This is a genomic window from Micromonospora sp. CPCC 206060, assembly GCF_036906895.1.
Classification (GTDB): domain Bacteria; phylum Actinomycetota; class Actinomycetes; order Mycobacteriales; family Micromonosporaceae; genus Micromonospora.
This window is the reverse complement of record NZ_JBAKHU010000037.1, coordinates 1-15,807: the sequence shown is the minus strand read 5'-3', so window position 1 is coordinate 15,807 and position 15,807 is coordinate 1. Positions and strand designations below refer to the sequence as shown.

General features: G+C 73.5%; 16 protein-coding genes and 1 pseudogene. 5 read left to right on the top strand and 12 right to left on the bottom strand.

Annotated elements, in window-relative coordinates; genetic code table 11:
- Positions 1-13: 13 nt before the first annotated feature.
- Both V6U90_RS21480 and V6U90_RS21475 read right to left on the bottom strand, forming a co-directional pair.
- Positions 14-202: pseudogene (locus V6U90_RS21480) on the bottom strand (amidohydrolase family protein); the annotation flags it as partial.
- A gap of 116 nt (positions 203-318) precedes the next feature.
- Positions 319-690: a hypothetical protein gene (locus V6U90_RS21475; protein WP_334439506.1), complete on the bottom strand. Its 372-nt coding sequence runs from the start codon at positions 688-690 to the stop codon at positions 319-321.
- A gap of 366 nt (positions 691-1,056) precedes the next feature.
- Between V6U90_RS21475 and V6U90_RS21470 the strand changes: the two genes are divergently transcribed.
- Positions 1,057-1,671 carry a histidine phosphatase family protein gene (locus V6U90_RS21470; protein ID WP_334439504.1) on the top strand — a complete coding sequence of 205 codons (615 nt, stop codon included), beginning with the start codon at positions 1,057-1,059 and terminating at the stop codon, positions 1,669-1,671.
- Here the strand turns inward: V6U90_RS21470 and V6U90_RS21465 are convergent.
- The 3 genes from V6U90_RS21465 to V6U90_RS21455 form a co-directional block, all read right to left on the bottom strand.
- Positions 1,598-2,107, bottom strand: a complete 510-nt coding sequence (locus V6U90_RS21465) for an Lrp/AsnC family transcriptional regulator (RefSeq protein ID WP_334439502.1) — start codon at positions 2,105-2,107, stop codon at positions 1,598-1,600. The genes V6U90_RS21470 and V6U90_RS21465 overlap by 74 nt on opposite strands.
- Positions 2,108-2,205: 98 nt before the next feature.
- Positions 2,206-3,351, bottom strand: a complete 1,146-nt coding sequence (locus tag V6U90_RS21460; protein WP_334439499.1) for an acyl-CoA dehydrogenase family protein — start codon at positions 3,349-3,351, stop codon at positions 2,206-2,208.
- Positions 3,348-4,466 (bottom strand): M24 family metallopeptidase, encoded by a 1,119-nt coding sequence (locus tag V6U90_RS21455; protein WP_334439497.1) that lies wholly within the window; start codon positions 4,464-4,466, stop codon positions 3,348-3,350. The genes V6U90_RS21460 and V6U90_RS21455 overlap by 4 nt, the downstream gene beginning before the upstream one ends.
- 126 nt (positions 4,467-4,592) lie before the next feature.
- On the opposite strand from V6U90_RS21455, the gene V6U90_RS21450 reads away from it, so the two are divergent.
- Positions 4,593-5,507 (top strand): 5'-3' exonuclease, encoded by a 915-nt coding sequence (locus V6U90_RS21450; protein ID WP_334439494.1) that lies wholly within the window; start codon positions 4,593-4,595, stop codon positions 5,505-5,507.
- Positions 5,508-5,817: 310 nt separating this feature from the next.
- Here the strand turns inward: V6U90_RS21450 and V6U90_RS21445 are convergent, their stop codons facing one another.
- Positions 5,818-8,613, bottom strand: coding sequence for a DEAD/DEAH box helicase (locus tag V6U90_RS21445; protein WP_334439492.1), 2,796 nt, complete (start codon positions 8,611-8,613; stop codon positions 5,818-5,820).
- 86 nt (positions 8,614-8,699) lie between these two features.
- Here V6U90_RS21445 and V6U90_RS21440 point away from each other — a divergent pair, with 86 nt between their 5' ends.
- On the top strand, positions 8,700-9,473 hold the full coding sequence (locus tag V6U90_RS21440) for an HAD family hydrolase (RefSeq protein WP_442933639.1): 774 nt from the start codon (positions 8,700-8,702) through the stop codon (positions 9,471-9,473).
- Positions 9,474-9,532: 59 nt separating this feature from the next.
- On the opposite strand, the gene V6U90_RS21435 is transcribed toward V6U90_RS21440, so the two are convergent.
- From V6U90_RS21435 to V6U90_RS21410, 6 genes are all read right to left on the bottom strand, one after another.
- On the bottom strand, positions 9,533-10,465 hold the full coding sequence (locus tag V6U90_RS21435) for a diacylglycerol kinase family protein (RefSeq protein WP_334439489.1): 933 nt from the start codon (positions 10,463-10,465) through the stop codon (positions 9,533-9,535).
- Positions 10,466-10,535: 70 nt separating this feature from the next.
- On the bottom strand, positions 10,536-11,489 hold the full coding sequence (gene tatC / locus V6U90_RS21430) for a twin-arginine translocase subunit TatC (RefSeq protein ID WP_334439486.1): 954 nt from the start codon (positions 11,487-11,489) through the stop codon (positions 10,536-10,538).
- Positions 11,490-11,507: 18 nt separating this feature from the next.
- The gene (tatA, locus tag V6U90_RS21425) at positions 11,508-11,801 is read right to left on the bottom strand and encodes a Sec-independent protein translocase subunit TatA (RefSeq protein WP_334439483.1); all 294 of its coding nucleotides are present in this window, start codon (positions 11,799-11,801) and stop codon (positions 11,508-11,510) included.
- A 208-nt stretch (positions 11,802-12,009) separates the two neighbouring features.
- Positions 12,010-12,258, bottom strand: a complete 249-nt coding sequence (locus V6U90_RS21420; protein ID WP_334439481.1) for a hypothetical protein — start codon at positions 12,256-12,258, stop codon at positions 12,010-12,012.
- 10 nt (positions 12,259-12,268) lie between these two features.
- Positions 12,269-13,282: a helix-turn-helix transcriptional regulator gene (locus tag V6U90_RS21415; protein ID WP_334439478.1), complete on the bottom strand. Its 1,014-nt coding sequence runs from the start codon at positions 13,280-13,282 to the stop codon at positions 12,269-12,271.
- Complete coding sequence (locus tag V6U90_RS21410; RefSeq protein ID WP_334439475.1) at positions 13,279-14,277, bottom strand: helix-turn-helix transcriptional regulator; 999 nt, start codon at positions 14,275-14,277, stop codon at positions 13,279-13,281. Before V6U90_RS21410 ends, V6U90_RS21415 begins: the two co-directional genes overlap by 4 nt.
- Here V6U90_RS21410 and V6U90_RS33950 point away from each other — a divergent pair.
- On the top strand, positions 14,167-14,781 hold the full coding sequence (locus V6U90_RS33950; protein ID WP_442933638.1) for a cation transporter: 615 nt from the start codon (positions 14,167-14,169) through the stop codon (positions 14,779-14,781). The genes V6U90_RS21410 and V6U90_RS33950 overlap by 111 nt on opposite strands.
- On the top strand, positions 14,711-15,745 hold the full coding sequence (locus V6U90_RS21400; RefSeq protein ID WP_442933637.1) for a DUF3866 family protein: 1,035 nt from the start codon (positions 14,711-14,713) through the stop codon (positions 15,743-15,745). Before V6U90_RS33950 ends, V6U90_RS21400 begins: the two co-directional genes overlap by 71 nt.
- Positions 15,746-15,807 lie beyond the last annotated feature (62 nt).

Genomic DNA, 15,807 nt, shown 5'->3' with positions numbered 1-15,807 from the left:
GCAGGGGTGCGATTCGGTTGGTGGAATCCATGCCGCTCATGGTCGTGTCGAGGTACACGTCGGCATACTGCTCGGCGAGGTCCGCGAAGGCGTGGTACTCGGGCATGCCGAGGTGGGCGATGACCAGCACCAGATCGGGGTGCTTGCCCAGCAGCCGCTGGACGCTCTCCGGGCCGGTGTGGCGACCGGGGGCCGGCGCGGACCCACAGTGGAGATGTCAGCGAGTCCCGCCAGCCCCAGGGCCGCCAGCCTGGCCTGACCGACTCACGTGATCGTCAGGATGGGCGGGCCGACGCCGCCCCCGACCGTGCGGGCGGGTCAGCGGGCGCTCGTTCGGGCCGTCCGTCGGGTGCCGAACGACTCCATGGTCGTCGCCTTGCGGGCCGGTGTCCTCGGGGCCGCACCGGCACGGGTCGCGGCGGCCTTCGCCGTTTTCTTGGCGGACGTCGTCTTCGCCGGCGCGCCCGTGGCCGGCGCCTTGCGGGCTCGGACGGGGGCCGCCGTGGCCGAGGAGTCCTTCTTCCGGGCCACCCGGGCCGCCGTCGGCGTGGGCTTCTCACCCGGTGACTTGGCCATGGTCGCCCCGGTGGCCCGCTTCGTGGCCGTCGTCGCCTTCTTCGCCGCCGTTGTCCGATTCGTCGGGGCCTTACGCGCCCCGGTAGCTTTTCTGGCCTGTCCTGCGTCCGCCATCGTCGCTCCTCGGGAATCAGCCCTGGGAGCAGGGTCTTCCCCCGGCCCCGGCGGTCAAACACCGATGGGCGTCAGGCGTCCGGGACCGCTGGGCGGTGCGCGCGGGCGCTGCCCAGCCGGTGACGGCCGCGTCAGCGAGCAGGCAGCCACTCGCAGACCCGGTCACGTCGGCGTGCCGGTTGCGCCCCCAGCGACACCGACGCGGAGCAGGCGACAGGCGACGCATGCCCGACCGGTGATCGACGGGCCGGCTGCCCAGACGTCGTGGCGGCCACTTGGCGCGCCCGGCGGCCACAGCAGCGGCCGGCGGGCGGAGTCGGCCGGTCGATCCGGGTCACCCACCGGCCGATCTGGTTGACTGGGCCGATGGGTGAGATCCTGTTGATCCGGCACGGCGAGACCGAGTGGAGCGCCGCGCACCGGCACACGTCGTACACCGATCTGGAGTTGACCACGGTCGGCGAACAGCAGGCCCGCGCGCTCCCCACGTACCTGACCGGCCGGTCGTTCGCCGCCGTCCTGGTCAGTCCCCGCCAGCGGGCGCGGCGGACCGCCGAACTGGCCGGCCTCATCCCCACCGCGATCGACGCCGACCTCGCCGAATGGAACTACGGCGAGTACGAGGGCCGGACCTCCGCCGACATCCGGCGGGACCGTCCACAGTGGTATCTGTGGACCGACGGGTGCCCCGGCGGCGAGTCCCCCGACCAGGTCGGCGCCCGCCTGGACCGGGTACTCGCCCGGGCCGCCGAGGCGCTCGCTCGGGGTGACGTCGCGTTGGTCGCGCACGGGCACAGCCTGCGGGTGGCCGGCGCCCGCTGGATCGGCCTACCGGCCAGCGCCGGCGGTCGGCTGCGGCTGGACACCGCCAGCGTTTCCGTGCTCGGCCACGAACACGGCCGCCCGGTCATTCTGCGCTGGAACCAGCCGCCTCCGGAGGCAGCCCCCGCGCCCTCGCCAGGGTCGCCGGGTCCGAGCTGACCTTCGGCGGACGGGCCTCGTACGGCGTGGACAGGACCACCGTGGTCCGGGTGGTCACGTTCGCCGCCGTCCGGATCTCCTGGAGCAACCGCTCCAAATCCGCCGGGCTGGCCACCCGTACCAGCAGCAGGTAGAAGTCCTCACCAGCCACCGAGTAGCACGAGTCGATCTCCGGTAGATGGGCCAGCCGCTCGGGGGCGTCGTCCGGCTGGGACGGGTCGAACGGACGGATCGCCACGAACGCCGTCAACGGCAGGTCCAGTGCCTCGAACGACACCCGGGCGGCGTACCCCTTGATCACTCCGCGTTGCTCCAGCCGGCGGACCCGCTGGTGCACGGCGGAGACCGACAGGCCCACCCGCTCCGCCAGATCCGTGTACGACAGCCGACCGTCAGCGGTCAGCGCCGCGACGATGGCGCGATCGATCTCCTCCACGGCGTGCAACCTACCGGTAAAACCGGTCCCGGGCGACGGCACCACCGCCGCCCGGGACCCGTGTCATGGTGCAGGCCACGGCGTCACGGGGGCGAGCCTCACCGCTGCTTGGCCAGGTCCCGGGAAATGACCAGCCGCTGGATCTGGTTGGTGCCCTCCACGATCTGCAGCACCTTCGCCTCCCGCAGGTACCGCTCCAACGGGTGGTCGGCGACGTACCCGGCACCGCCGAGGACCTGCACCGCGTCGATGGTGACCCGCATCGCGACATCGGCGGCGAACAGCTTCGCCTTGGCCGCCTCGATCGAGTAGGGCCGTCCGGCGTCGCGCAGCCGGGCCGCCGCCAGGGTCAACGCGCGGGCCGCCGAGATCTGGGTGGCCAGGTCGGCGAGGAGGAAACCCAGGCCCTGGAAGTCGATGATGGCCCGGCCGAACTGCTGCCGCTCCCGGGCGTAGCCGACCGCGTAGTCCAGTGCCCCCTGCGCCAGACCCACCGCGCAGGCGGCGATACCGAGCCGACCAGAGTCCAGCGCCGACATGGCGATGCTGAAACCGGACCCCTCCTCGCCGACCAGCCGGTCAACGGGCACCCGGGCGTCGTCGAAGGCGATCTGCGCCACCGGCGAGGACCGCAGCCCCATCGTCTTCTCCGCCGCCTGCGGGGTGATCCCCGCCGTGCCCCGGTCGGCCAGCAGACACGAGATGCCCCGCGCACCGGGGCCGCCGGTGCGGCAGAAGATGTTGTAGAAGTCGGCCGAATGGGCGTGGGTGATCCACGCCTTGGTGCCGGCGACCACGTAGTCGTCGCCGTCACGTACCGCCCGGGTGGTCAGGCCCGCCGCGTCCGACCCGCCCTGCGGCTCGGAGAGGCAGTACGCCCCGAGCAGCTCCCCACCGAGCATGTCCGGCAGGAGTTTGCGCAGCTCGGCACTGCCGTAGGTGGCCACCGGGTAGCAGGACAGGGTGTGCACGCTGACCGCCTCGGCGACCGCGAGCCACCGGCTGGCCAGGATCTCCAGCACCTGGAGGTACACCTCGTACGGCTGGGCCGCACCGCCGTACTCCTCGGGGTAGGGCAGGCCGAGCAGGCCGGCCCGGCCGAGGGTGCGCAGCACCTCGCGGGGAAACTCGGCGCGCGCCTCGAACTCGGCCGCCCGGGGTGCGAGTTCCCGGTCGGCGAGGTCGGTGGCGAGGTCGAGCAGGTCGTGGGCCTCGTCGGTGGGGAGGATACGGTCGACGGTCATAGCGCGGTGAACTCCGTGGGGGTGGTGTTGAGTCGTTCCACGCCGTCCGGGGTGCAGACGACGATGTCCTCGATGCGGGCGCCGTGCCGGCCCGCGAGGTAGATGCCCGGCTCGACGGAGAAGGTCATCCCCGTCTCCAGGGGCCGCACGTTGCCGGTGACCACGTAGGGCTCCTCGTGGCCGTCCAGCCCGATGCCGTGGCCGGTACGGTGCAGGAACGCGGGACCGTACCCGGCATCGGTGATCACCTGCCGGGCGACGGCGTCGACCGCCTCGGCGGTGACCCCGGGCCGCACCGTGGCGACCGCGGCCCGCTGCGCGGCGTGCAGTACCGCGTAGTAGTCGACGAACTCGGCCGGCGGCGCCACGTCGCCGGTCAGGTAGGTGCGGGTGCAGTCGGAGCGGTACCCGGACGGCATGGTCCCGCCGATGTCGACCACCACCGGTTCCCCCGCGCCGATCGGCCGGTCCGAGGTGCCGTGGTGCGGGCTGGCCCCGTTGGGCCCGGCGGCGACGATGACGAAGTCGACGCTGAGGTGCCCGGCGCCGGTGATCGCGGCGGCGATGTCCACGGCCACCTCGGCCTCGGTCCGCCCGGGACGCAGCCACTCCCCCATCCGCTCGTGTACCGCGTCGATCGCCGCCCCGGCCTCCCGCAACGCGGCCACCTCCGCCGGCGACTTGCGGATGCGCAGCTCCCGCAGGACCTCGCCGGCCAGTCGCTGGGCGGTGCCGGGCAGGACGGCACGCAGGGCGAGGACCTGCTCGGCCCACATCCGGTCGGCGATGCCGATGGCGGTGACCGGCCCGCCGATGGCGGCCATCACCAGCGGGTACGGATCGGAGCCGTCGGCGTGGTCGACGATGCGCACGCCGGTGGCCGGCGCCGGTGACGCCTCGGCCGCCGGCCGTTCCAGGGCCGGCACGATCAGGGTGGGTTCCCCTTGCACCGGCACCACCAGGCAGGTCAGGCGCTCCGAGGCGTGCGCCGGGTATCCGGTCAGGTAGCGCAGGTCGGAGCCGGGGGTGAGCAGCAGGGCATCGAGACCGGCAGCGGCCGTGGCCCGCCGGGCGGCGGCGATCCGGTCCGGCGGGTACAGCTCCTCGATGCGCACCCCGCTAGCTTAACGGTCGTTCGGTCAACGGTGGGCCTCGTGCCGGCACCACCGGACCCCGGGCGACGACACCCGGCAGGCGCGTGCCGTACCGCACGCCGGGGGTCGGTGTGCCAGGCTGTCGGCGTGGCACACCGACCCCCGTTGCTTCTCATCGACGCACCCAGCCTCTACTTCCGGGCCTACTTCGGTATCCCCGAGTCGGCGGCCCGGACACCCGACGGTAGTCCGGTCAACGCGGCCCGGGGCTTCCTGGACATGCTCGCCTCGCTGATCCGCACCCGGCACCCGGACCGGATGGTCTGCGCCCTCGACCACGACTGGCGACCGGACTGGCGGGTGGCGCTGCTGCCGTCGTACAAGGCCCACCGGCTGGCCCCGGAGGGCGGTGAGGTGGTGCCGGACACGCTCACCCCGCAGATCCCGGTCATCCTGGACGTGCTCGCCGCCATCGGTATCCCCGCCCTGGGCGCCGCCGGCTACGAGGCCGACGATGTGCTCGGCACCCTGGCCACCACCCAGCCCGGCCCGGTCGAGGTCGTCTCCGGCGACCGTGACCTGTTCCAACTGGTCGACGACGCCCACCCGGTCCGGCTGCTGTACGTGGGGCGCGGCGTGGCGAACCTCGACGACTGTGACGACGCGGCCGTGCAGGCCCGGTACGGGGTGCCGGCCGACCGGTACGCCGACTTCGCCGCACTGCGCGGCGACCCCAGCGACGGGCTGCCCGGGGTGCCCGGCGTCGGCGAGAAGACCGCCGCCCGGCTGGTCACCCGGTACGGCGGGGTCGCCGAGATCGTCGCCGCCCTGGACGACCCGGACGCCGGTTTCGCCCCCGGGCTGCGTACCAAGCTCACCGCCGCCCGGGATTACCTGGCGGTCGCGCCGCAGGTCGTCCGGGTGGCCCGGGACGTCCCGCTATCGGAGCTGGACACCACGCTGCCGAAGGCGCCCGCCGACCCGGACCGGCTGTTGGTTCTGGCCGAGCAGTGGAACCTGGCCAGCCCGTGCCGGCGCCTGGTGGACGCGCTGGCCGGCTGACCGGCGCCTGCCGGCCGGTCCGGCGAAGGGTCGCGCGGTCCGGGGCTGCCCGTTGGTCGACAGCCGCAGCAGACCTCCGACTCGCCGCCTGTCGAGCTGCACCGTCTGCGCCAGCACACGGGGGGCCGACTGCCCCGCCGACATGACACCGGACACCCGCTGCGGCCCTGATCGGCCTCGACCACCGCTCTATGATCCACTCGGTTTCCTGGTAGTCGCGGTGTCAGCCCCGATCCGATAGCCCGACTTCCTGAAAACGGAGTGGATCGAGGAAGGTGTACCCGAACAGGGCGCGGCGGGCCGGTGCCGGTCAGGTCGCGGCGTGGTACGCCAGCACCCCCCGGTTGACCGCAGCGATCGCCTGCCGGGCGGTCTGCCGCAACTCGGTCGACACACCTCCGGAGTCGGCGAGCTGGCCGAGCAGGTCGACCACCTGCCGGGCCCAGCGGACGAAGTCGCCGGCCGGCATGTCACCGTCCAGGTTGTGCCCGCTGGCGAGTACCTTCGCCAGCACCTCGCCGCGCGCCCAGCGGTAGATCGGCCAGACGAAGCCGAGATCCGGCTCCCGGGTCACCTCCAGCCCCCGGGACGCCTCGTCGGACTCGATCTCGCTCCACAGCTTCAGGGTCGCGTCGACCGCGTCGGCGACCGGACCACGGGGTACCGACGCCCGCTCGTCGGCGTCCCGCCGGGCCTCGAAGACCAGCACCGACACCGCGGCGGCCAACTCGGCCGGGGAGAGACCGTCCCACACGCCACGGCGCAGGCACTCGGCCACCAGCAGGTCCGCCTCGCTCCAGATCCGGGCGAGCGTCCGCCCGGCGTCGGTGACCTCACTGTCGCCGGTCAGGTAGCCGCGCGCGGTGAGCAGGGCGCAGATCCGGTCGAAGGTACGGGCCAGCGAGCCGGTCCGGCCGGCCACCCGCTGACGGAGTTCCTCGGTGTCCCGCTCCAGCCGCCAGCGCCGCTCCGCCCAGCGGGCGTGCTCCTCCCGCTCGTTGCAGGCGTGGCACGGGTGCCGGCGCAGCTCCGAACGGAGCTGGATGAGCCGGTGGTCCTCCCCGGAACCGCGCGAACGCCCGCCGCGCCGGCCGGCGTGCCGGTCCAGGCCGGTGCCGGCGACCGCCGCCGCGAGATCCCGCCGGGCAGCCGGCGAACGGTGGTTGAAGTGCTTCGGCACCCGGATGCGGGCCAGCACCTCGGCCGGGGTGGTGAAATCCCCCGGGGTGACCCGACCGGCCCAGCGGTCCTGGGTGAGTACCAGCGGCCGGGGCTCACCGAACCCGCCGGTGCCCGGTTCGAGGACCACGGCGAGCCCGGCCCGCCGCCCGGAGGGCACCCGGATCACGTCACCGATCCGCAGCCGCTCCAGCGAGGCGACCGCGGCAGCCTTGCGCTGCGACTGCCCCTGCCGGGCCAGCGCACGCTCCCGGTCGGCGATCGCCACCCGCAACGCGAAGTACTCGTTGAAGTCGCCGTGGTGGCAGGCGGCCTCGGCGGCGTACGCCTCCATGGTCTCGGTGTTGCGCTGCACCTGGCGGGCCAGCCCGACCACCGACCGGTCCGCCTGGAACTGCGCGAACGACGACTCCAGCAGGGCGCGGGCCGGTTCGGCACCCACCGAGCCGACCAGGTTGACCGCCATGTTGTACGACGGGCGGAAGCTGGACCGCAGCGGGTAGGTACGCGTCGAGGCCAGCCCGGCGACGTGCCGCGGGTCGGTCTCCGGCGACCAGACCACCACCGCGTGGCCCTCGACGTCGATGCCCCGCCGGCCGGCCCGACCGGTGAGCTGGGTGTACTCCCCCGGGGTCAGGTCGACGTGCGCCTCGCCGTTGAACTTGACCAGCCGCTCCAGCACCACGCAGCGGGCCGGCATGTTGATGCCGAGCGCCAGGGTCTCGGTGGCGAAGACCGCCTTGACCAGGCCCCGGACGAACAGCTCCTCGACGACCTCCTTGAAGGCGGGGAGCATACCGGCGTGGTGGGCGGCGAGACCGCGCTCCAGCCCGTCGAGCCACTCCCAGTAGCCGAGCACGGCCAGGTCCTCGCCGGGTATGGCGGTCACCCGGGACTCGACCACCCGACGGATCTCGGTGCGCTCCTCGGGCGTGGTCAGCCGCAGCCCGGCGGCGAGGCACTGCTGCACGGCGGCGGCGCAACCGGCCCGGCTGAAGATGAACAGGATCGCCGGGAGCAGCCCCTCCCGGTCCAGCCGTTCGACGATGTCCGGGCGCAGCGGGCCGCGCCAGCGCGGCCCGCGCCGTCCCTGGCCGGGGCCCGCGCTGCGTCCCTCACCCAACTCCAGGCGGCGCAGCGTGTCCCGGGTGTAGCGCAGCAGCTCCGGGTGCACGTCGTGCTTACGGGCCGCGTCGGCGTCGTGGAACAGGTCGAACATCCGCTTACCGACCAGCATGTGCTGCCACAGCGGCACCGGCCGGTGCTCACTGACCACCACCTCGGTCTCACCCCGGACGGTGACCAGCCAGTCGGCGAACTCCTCGGCGTTGGAGACGGTGGCCGACAGCGACACCAGGGTCACCGAGGCGGGCAGGTGGATGATGACCTCCTCCCAGACCCCGCCCCGGAAGCGGTCGGCGAGGTAGTGCACCTCGTCCATCACCACGTACGCCAGGCCGGCCAGGGTCGCCGAGCCGGCGTAGAGCATGTTGCGCAGCACCTCGGTGGTCATCACCACCACCGGCGCGTCACCGTTGATCGCGTTGTCCCCGGTCAGCAGACCGACCCGTTCGGCGCCGTAGCGTTCCACCAGGTCGTGGTACTTCTGGTTGGACAGCGCCTTGATCGGGGTGGTGTAGAAGCACTTCCGCACCGGCGTACCCGGGCCGTCGGTCGCTCCTTCCACGCCAGCCGGTGCGCCCCGCAACGCCAGGTGCACGGCGAACTCACCGACCACCGTCTTACCGGCCCCGGTCGGCGCGCAAACCAGCACCCCGCTGCCCCGCTCCAGGGCCTGACAGGCCTCCCGCTGGAAATCGTCGAGATCGAACCCCAGGTCAAGGGCGAACTCGTCCAGCGCCGGGAACATGTTGGCCTGCGCGGCCCGGCGGCGCGCCGCGGCGTACCGCTCGGCGGGGCTCGACATGCCACCAAGATTAGTGCGTACCGGCCGGGTGCACGCGGCGAGGCCGTCGGACGGACCCGTCAGAGGAGGTCGGTAGGGTGCACCACGTGTCGGACCACACCGAACCGCCCATGCCCGGTACCCCCAGCGGCAGCCCCGGGACTGCCGACGAGGTGCCCCCGCGCCGGCCGGTCGACGCCGTGCTGCTCGACTTCCACGGCACCCTCGCCCAGGTGGAGACCCCACTGGACTGGGTTCTCGCCGCCGCCACGTCGTGCGGGATGGGCCTGGAGCGGGCCCGCGCCACCGCCCTCGCCGACCGGTTGCTCACCGCCGGGCGGGCCGGTGGCCCGCTGCCGGCGCGGGTACCGCCCCGGTTGGCCGAGGTCTGGGCGGACCGGGATCTCTACCCGCACGCCCACCGGGCCGCCTACACCGGCCTCGCCGAGACCGTGACCGGCACCGAGGACGGGCTGGCCGAGGCGCTGTACGAGCGGGTGCTGACCTCGGCCGGTTGGGTGCCGTACGCCGACACCGGCCCGGCGCTGCGGGCCCTGCGGGCCGCCGGTGTCCGGGTCGCGGTGGTCAGCAACATCGGCTTCGACATCCGGCCGATCTTCGCCGACTGGGGATTCGTCGACCTGATCGACGCCTACGCGCTGTCCTACGAGGTGGGGCGCTGCAAACCCGACCCGGGGATCTTCCTGCGCGCCTGCGGGATGCTGGGCGTGGACCCGGAACGCACCCTGATGGTCGGGGACACGCCGGCTGACGCGGGTGCGGTCCGGGCCGGCTGCGCGGCACTGGTGCTCCCGGCGGCCGAGGCGGGCCGGTCCAACGGTCTGACCGCCGTCCTCGACCTGGCGGTCGCCGGCGCCTGACCGGCCACCACTGACCGGGGGACCACCACCGGGCCGGCCGGTGTGGTGGGCGGGGCGGTTCAGCGCAGCAGGCGGACGGCGCCCGGCACGGCGGTCACCGTCAGCGGCAGCGCCGCGGTCCGCTCCCCGTCGGCGTACGCCACGATCTCCGGCCCGGACAGCTCCACCGTGCGGGCCCGGTAGGTCCGTACCAGCGGATGGTCGACGTGGCTGCCCCGGTAGATGCGCGGCTTGACCCGGATCAGCTCACGCCGGGTGAACCGGCCACCGACGATCACGTCGAGCAGCCCGTCGGTGGAGTCCGCCGCCGGGCAGATCCGCATGCCGCCGCCGTAGCTGGCGGTGTTGCCCACCGCGATGAGTACCGCGTCCACCTCCTGCGGTACCCCGTCCAGGACCAGGGTGTAGCGGCGCGGGCGGAGGCGGGCCAACTCCACCAGGATGGCCAGGTCGTAGCGGCGTGGGCCCCGGGGCCAGCGCATCCGGTTGGCCCGCTCGTTGACCACCGCGTCGAACCCGGCCGCGAGGACCGCGCCGTACCAACGTACGGCGCCGTCCGCTCCGGTCAGCCGGGCCAGGTCCACGCCCCGGGTACGCCCGGCGCGCAGCGCGGCGGTGACCGTGTCGACGGCGGCCAGCGGATCGAGCGGGTACCCGGTCTCCACGGCGAAGTCGTTGCCGGTGCCGGCCGGTACCGGGGCGAAGCCGACGGCGCGGCCCGCGACGGCCTGCAGGCCCAGGTGCACGGTGCCGTCCCCACCCACCGCGACCAGCGCGCCGGCTCCCTCGGCCACCGCCGCGTGGCAGGCCCGGACCGCGCCGTCGGGGGTGTCCGCGTCCAGCAACCGCAGCGGCCGGCCCCCCTCGGCGAGCCGCGCCAGCACCTGCGGCAGCAGGTCACGGTGCCGGCCCTTGCCGGCCGTCGGGTTGACCAGCACGGCCACCGGACCCGGCGGCAAAAGGAGGTGATCAGGGTCGGTCACGGCGAGCACCGTACCCGGCGCCGACGGTGCGGTGCATGCCCGGACGGTGCCGCCCGGAGTACCCGGACGGCACCGCCGGTCAGGTCATGTCGTCGAACTGCCGGGTGATCGGCTTCGGTGCCGCGACCGGCTCGGGCGCGGCCACCGGGGCGACCGTCTCGACGCGGTCGCCGGCCGTGACCGGCTCCGAATCGAGGTTCAGCGGGGAGACCTCGTCGTCGGCTACGCCGGCGTAGATCTCCTTGCCCCGGCCCTTGCGCCTGTCGTTGATGAACGCCACCCCGACGGCGGCGAAGTACAACGCGCAGAGGCAGATTGCCAGGGCGGTCATACCGAACGGGTCCGGGGTGGGGGTGACCACCGCGGAGAAGGCGAAGAAGACGAAGACCGCGATCCGCCACCAGCCCAGCAGCTTACGGGCGCTGGCGATGCCGACGAAGTTGAGCATCAGCACGATCAGCGGGAACTCGAACGCCACCCCGAACAGCAGGATCAGGTTGGTGACGAAGGAGATGTACCGGGTGATGTCCAGCGTCGTGCTGATGTCGGTGTCGGAGAGTTCCAGCAGGAACTCCAAACCCTTCGACGTCACGAAGAAGGCGAGCACCGCACCGGCGGCGAACAGCGGCGCGGCCAGCGCGGTGAACACGTACGCGTAGCGCCGTTCGTGCCGGTGCAGGCCCGGAGCGATGAACGCCCAGAGTTGGTAGAGCCAGACCGGAGCCGCCACGATCAGCCCGACCCAGAGGCCGATCTTCAGGTTGAGCAGGAACAGGTCGGCCGGACCGAGCTGCACGAAGTTGCACAGCCCGGTCGCCGGGTCCTTCGAGTTCGGCAGCGAGCAGTACGGCTGCTGAAGCAGCCTACGAACCGGACCGGCCAGCCAGATGCCCACGCCGAAGCCGACCAGGATGGCCAGCGAGGCGCGGAACAACCGGTCACGCAGCTCGCGGATGTGCTCGACGAGGGTCATCGACCCGTCGGCGGCCCGTTCGAAGCTGCTCGGCCCGCGCTTGCGCAGAGCGAAGCCCATCGGTGGTCGGGCCCCGGCTCAGTTGTCGCGGACGCGCTGCACCGGATCGACCGCCGGAGGCGCGGCCGGCTGCTGGGGGGCGGCGTACGGCTGCTGCTGGACGTTCTGCGGGGGCAGCGGCTGCCGGGCCGTCTGGGCGTCGGCCTTCTCGGCGAGGTCACGGTCGTCGTCGGCCAGGCTCTTGGTCTCGGCCTTGATGATCCGCAGCGAACGGCCCAGCGAGCGGGCCGCGTCCGGGAGCCGCTTCGCGCCGAAGAGCAGGATCAGCACGACCACGAGTACGGCGATGTGCCACGGCTTGAGGGCACCCATGGGAAGCTCCAGTCGCTCTGTGTCGTCTACGTCGGTGTCTCGGAGCCCATCGTACGTCCGTCGACGGCTTCCGCCACCCACCAGGCATCCGGGGATCATGCCTGGTCGGTGAAGTCTCGGCTAACGGCGCGCGTCCCGTCAACCCGTCACCGTGCGGTACTTCCTGCGCGAAACCGGGCTGGTCCGCGCAGGCAGTTGCAGATTTCGATCATTCCCCGCGCTTGGCCTTGATCACCGCGAGTCGCTGCGCCATCGTGTCGGCCTGCTCCTGAAGGGCGGTCACCCGCTGCTGGAGAGCCTCCGCGCCGACGGCCAACGACTCGGCCTGGGCCTGCCGCTGCTGGAGACCCAACGCCGCCCGGTGTAGGCCGGGCAGGCGCACCAGCACCGGCCGCACCGCCAGGGCGGGCACCACGAGCGCCGCCACCACCACCGCGAGAACGATCCACTTCACCACGGCGGCCAGCCTAGTGGGTGTCGACCGGCTCCGCCCGATCGGCGGTCGGCACGACGGTGGCGTACGCGTCGAGCGCCGCAGCCGCCCGGGCCCGCACCTGCTCGACCAGTTCCGGCGGGGAGACCACCGTGACGGTCGGCCCGAGCCCGAGCACGAACCGGCGGGCCCAGCCCAGATCGGTCACCCGCATCCAGACCAGCCACTGGTCGCCCTCGCCGCGCTCGACCCGCTCACAGGGGTAGTACTCGGTGATCCACCGCTCGCCACGACCGACCCGCAGCGTGATCAGCGGAAGATCCACCGACGGCCGGAACGCCCCCTCGGTCACGTCCTGCGGCTGGGCCTGCAGCGGCACCACGGCCGGGACGTCCAGCTCGGTGAAGGCGTCGATCCGGTCGGCCCGGAACAGGCGTACCGCCTCCGCCCGGCGGCACCAGGCCTCCAGGTAGGCCCGCCCACCGACCATCAGCATCCGCAACGGATCCACGGTCCGCTCGGTGGTCTCGTCCCGGGCCGCCGTGTAGTAGGTGATCCGCAGCGCCCGGCCCCGCTGCACCGCGGCCCGCAGCGCCTCGACCTGCGTCGAGTCGTCCGGCATCCGGACCGCCACCGGGGCGTCCGCCAGGTCACCGGCCGCGCTCTCGATCTTGGCCAGGGCACGCTCGACCGCGTCCCGGTTGTCCACCCCGGGCGTCTCGGCCAGCATCCGCAGCGCCACCACCAGCGCCAGCGCCTCGTCCTGGGTGAGCCGCAGCGGCCGGTCAATGCCCGCGTCGTAGGTGATGGTGACCCGGTCACCGTCGAACGCCATGTCGATCAGGTCACCCGGGCCGTACCCGGGCAGCCCGCAGACCCAGAGCAGCTCCAGATCCTCGCGTAGCTGCCGGTCGGTCACCCCCAGATCCCCGGCGGCCTCGGCCAGCTCGATACCCGGCCGGGCGAGCAGGTACGGCACCAGGTTCAGCAGCCGGGCCAACCGGTCGGCCGAGGTGCGCGACGCGGCGCGGGTCGCCGTCCTGGTCATGCCTGCCCTCCCGGAGTAGTGAGTTCCTCGTGGCGGGCGACGATCTCCTTCAACCGCTGGATGACCGCCTCCCGTACCTCCGGCGGGTCCAGAACCCGCACGTCGGGGCCGTACCCGACCAGTTGACCGGCGAGCGTCTCGGCGTCGGCGTACGGCAGCACCAGCCGGTCACCGTCCGGACCGGTACGCACCTCCCGCGCCCACCGGCGCAACCCGGCCGCCCGCCCCGGCGCCACCAGCACGGTGGCCCGACCGGAGCGCTCCACCGGCCCCGACCAACGGGCCACATGGCTGATCAGATCCACGTCGGCCGGCGGGGTGTACGCGCCCGGCTGGCCGACCGGCCGGACCACGCCGACCACCCGGGACAGCCGGAAGCACCGGGTAGCCGAACGATCCAGATCGTGCCCGACCACGTACCAGCGGCCCCGCCAGCAGACCACCCCCCACGGTTGCAGCCGGCGGCTGGTGGGGGTGTCGCCGTCCGGCGTCCGGTAGTCGAAGTGCACGGTACGGCGGTCCCGGGCGGCGGCGGTCAACGGTGCGAACGCCGGATCGACCGTCACCATCGGCTCCACCCCGAGGGTGGCCTGCGGGTCCACGTCGATCCCGGCGGCGCGGAGCTTGGCCAGCCCGGAGGAGGCCGCCGTGGCCAACCCGGCGTGCCGCCAGAGCCGCGCGGCGATCCCGACCGCGGCCGCCTCGTCCGGCTCCAGCGGGATGTCCGGCAACGCGTACTCACGGTGCGCGATCCGGTAGCCCGGCTCGGTGTCGAACACGCTGGCCGTGCCGGTCTCCAGGGGCACCCCGAGTTCCCGCAGCTCGGCCTTGTCCCGCTCGAACTTGCGCTGGAACGCCTCGTGGTCCCGGGCGTCACTCGGATCGTGCTCGTATCCGGGCACGGTGGCGGCGATCTGCGCGGCGGTCAGGAACCGTCGCGTGGAGAGCAGGCAGATCACCAGGTTGACCAGGCGTTCGGTGCGGGTCCGCGACACCTGCAAGACGCTAGCAGCCCACCCGTTCGGGTCGTGCACCCACGCGGGGCGTGGCGCGCGAAGCAGGTCGGCAGTCTGCCGCCCGGACCACCCGGTCGCAGGGTGACCTGGTGTCCGAGGGACGGGAAACGAACGCCGAGAGCCGGCACGGTGATCGTGGCCGGTGGCGCGAACCTCGCCATCGCCGCCGCCAAGCTCGTCGCCGGGACGATCTCCGGCTCGGCGGCGATGCTCTCCGAGGCGGCCCACTCACAGGCCGACACCACCACCGAGGTGCTGCTCCACACCGCGCTACGCCGGGGCGCCCGGCCCGCCGACAGCCAGCACCGCGGCCCCCACGGCACCGGGCGTCGACGACGCGGTTACCGTGCCGGGCATGGTGCGATGGCGGTCCGGCACGGTCACGACGGTACGGCGGCGATGGCCCGGCGCGGTGGAACTGGAGGTCACCCTCGGCGACGGGGGCAGCATGCGGGCGCTGGCCTACCCCGCGCTGGTCGGTGAGCCGGAGCCGGGCGACCTGGTGCTGCTCAACGCCTCGGCCCTGCTGATGGGGCTGGGCACCGGCGGGTACGCCCTGGTGGTGGCGCTGCCGGACCGGCTGCCGGCGGACCCGCCCGACGCGGTCGACACCCGGGACGCCGGGCATCTGGTCAAGGCCCGGTACACCCCGCTGCAACCGATCCTGCTCGGCGTCGACGAGGACGCCTCACCGCACCGGGCCGCCCTGGTAGACGCCGACGACCTGGCCGGGATGCCGGTGGTCACCGCCGACCTGCACTCGGCGCTGCCGGCAATCCTGGCCGGGATCCGCGCCGAGGCGCCCACCGCGCGGGTGGCGTACCTGCTGACCGACGGCGGCGCCCTGCCAGCCTGGTTCTCCCGGACCCTGGCCGGGCTGCGCGCCGACCTGGCCGGCACGGTCAGCGTCGGTCAGGCCTTCGGCGGAGACCTGGAGGCGACGAACCTGCACAGCGGCCTGCTCGCCGCCCGGCACGTGCTCGACGCCGAGGTGGCGATCGTGGCCCAGGGACCGGGCAACCTCGGCACCGGTACCCGGTGGGGTTTCTCCGGGGTGGCCGTCGGCGAGGCGGTCAACGCGATCGCCACGCTGGGCGGTCGCCCGGTCGGCTCGCTGCGGATCTCGGACGCCGACCCCCGTCCCCGGCACCGGGGGCTGTCCCACCACAGCGCCACCGCGTACGGGCGGGTCGCACTCGTCCCGGCCGACCTGGTGCTGCCGGACGGGCTGGAGCCGGGGTTGGCCGCCGAGGTGGCGGCGGCGGTGGCTCCTCTGGCCATCCGGCACCGGATCGTGACCGTGTCGACCGAGGGGCTCGACGCGGCGCTGCGGGCCAGCCCGGTGCCGCTGTCGACGATGGGGCGGGGGCTGGACGCCGACCACGCCTACTTCCTGGCCGCCGCAGCCGCCGGCCGGCACGCCGCCCGGCTCGGTATGAGCAGCTAAGTGGTCCGCGCCGTAAGTTCTTCGGGGGTTGACTGGCCGGGGTTTGGGTGCAGTCGTGGTCA